This is a genomic window from Nocardia sp. BMG111209, assembly GCF_000381925.1.
Lineage (GTDB): Bacteria > Actinomycetota > Actinomycetes > Mycobacteriales > Mycobacteriaceae > Nocardia.
Genome location: NZ_KB907310.1, coordinates 331,841 through 333,591 on the forward strand (window position 1 = coordinate 331,841; position 1,751 = coordinate 333,591).

The 1,751-nt window shown below is 69.7% G+C and carries 2 protein-coding genes; both read left to right on the forward strand.

The features are described from left to right. Positions 1–119: 119 nt before the first annotated feature. Positions 120–545 carry a PPOX class F420-dependent oxidoreductase gene (locus tag G361_RS0139725; RefSeq protein ID WP_019932724.1) on the forward strand — a complete coding sequence of 142 codons (426 nt, stop codon included), beginning with the start codon at positions 120–122 and terminating at the stop codon, positions 543–545. 68 nt (positions 546–613) lie between these two features. Then, entirely contained in the window at positions 614–1,372 is a 759-nt protein-coding gene (gene cobM / locus G361_RS0139730) for a precorrin-4 C(11)-methyltransferase (protein WP_019932725.1), read from the forward strand. Positions 1,373–1,751: the final 379 nt, after the last annotated feature.

Sequence of the window (1,751 nt, forward strand, 5' to 3'; positions counted from 1 at the left end):
CCGGTGAAAGTTCGCGCGCCACAGGCGAACTCCTCGCAATCGGCGCGGCAAACATCGCGGCCGGTCCGGTACGTCCGGGTTGCCGGACTTCGCTCCGGCGGCGTCGTACGGTAGGAAATATGTTCACCATCAGCGATCCGAAGGTGCGCGAGTTCCTCACCGAGGGCACCCGCACCGCCAAGCTTGCGGTGACGTCATCCGACGGGCGGCCGCTGATCAATCCGGTGTGGTTCTTCCTCGACGGCGACGAACTGGTGTTCAACACCGGCAAAGGCACGGCGAAGGGCCGGGCGATCATGCGGGATCCGCGGGTCGCGCTCTGCGTCGACCTGGAGGCGCCGCCGTACGGCTACCTCCAGGTGCAGGGCGTCGCCACCGTCTCCGAGGACCCCGGGGAGCTGCTGCGCACCGCCACGGCGATCGGCGGCCGCTATATGGGCGCCGGGCGGGCCGAGGAGTTCGGCCGGCGCAACGCGGTACCGGGGGAACTCGTGGTCCGGGTGCGGCCGGACCGGATCCTCGGCGGTTTCAACATGACCGGGTAGCGGTTCGGCCGGGCCGGCGCGGTGCATACACTGCGACGACGCCGGCCCGGCTGCGGAGAGGACCGATCATGACCGTGCATTTCATCGGGGCGGGCCCGGGCGCCGCCGACCTGCTGACCGTGCGGGCGGTGCGGCTGCTCGGGAGTGCGCCGGTCTGCCTGTACGCGGGCACCTATCTCGATCCCGAGGTGCTCGCGCACTGCGCCCCCCGCGCCGAACTGATCGATACCCGGCATCTGGACCTGGACCGGATCACCGAACTGCTGGTCCGGGCTCATGCCGAGGGTAAGGATGCGGCACGGTTGTGTTCCGGCGACCCGTCGCTGTACTCGGCCCTGACCGAGCAGACCCGCCGGCTGGACGCCCACGGCGTGCCGTGGGATGTCACCCCGGGCGTGCCCGCCTACGCGGCGGCCGCGGCCCGGCTCGGCGCCGAACTCACCGTGCCGGAACTCGCGCAGTCGGTCGTGCTGACCCGGACCCGGGCCCGATCGACCGCGATGCCCGAGTCGGAGGCACTGGCGAATTTCGCCCGCACCCGCGCCACGCTGGTGCTGCATCTGGCGATCACGCGGATCCGGGTGCTCGCGGCCGAACTGACCGCCGACTACGGCGCCGACTGCCCGGCGGTGGTCGTCTACCGGGCCAGTCAGCCCGAGGAGCTGGTCCTGCGCGGCACGCTGGCCGATATCGCCGACCGGGTGGAGCAGGCCGGATTGCGGCAGGCGGCGGTGATACTCGTGGGCCCGGCGCTGGCGAGCGCGCCGGGATGCGCCGAATCCCATCTGTACGACCCGGCTCGCGAACGTCACACCCTCCCCGGATGACCGGATCGGGCCAGGTCGGAGGGTATGGGCGGAGTGTCCGAATCGATTGCCGTACTCGGAGTTTCGGCTATCTTGGCGCGAGGTCCAGCTATGATGCACGTCGGCTATGAACCTTCCGCTTCGAAGCCCGTGCGGGGACGGTAGATTGGTCCGGTGGTCAGCAGCAACGTTCAGCGAGTGGTCCATCCGTGGCCGTCGGGCATGGCCGGTCCGATGTAACGGCACCGGCCCATGGGGCGGATACGTCCTGTGAGCGTTTTTGTCTGATTGAAATTCGAAGTGTGTCCCGACCGCGGGCGCCACGCTGGTACAGGTGAGCGTCGCTGTCGGTGTGCCATTGGGGAGCGCCACGCGGGTGTTCCGGAAGCGAGGTTGACGG

Bases quoted from the DNA above. Each gene is read 5' to 3' on its own strand.
- cobM (WP_019932725.1), top strand. From the start codon at position 614: ATGACCGTGCATTTCATCGGGGCGGGCCCGGGCGCCGCCGACCTGCTG.
- G361_RS0139725 (WP_019932724.1), top strand. From the start codon at position 120: ATGTTCACCATCAGCGATCCGAAGGTGCGCGAGTTCCTCACCGAGGGC.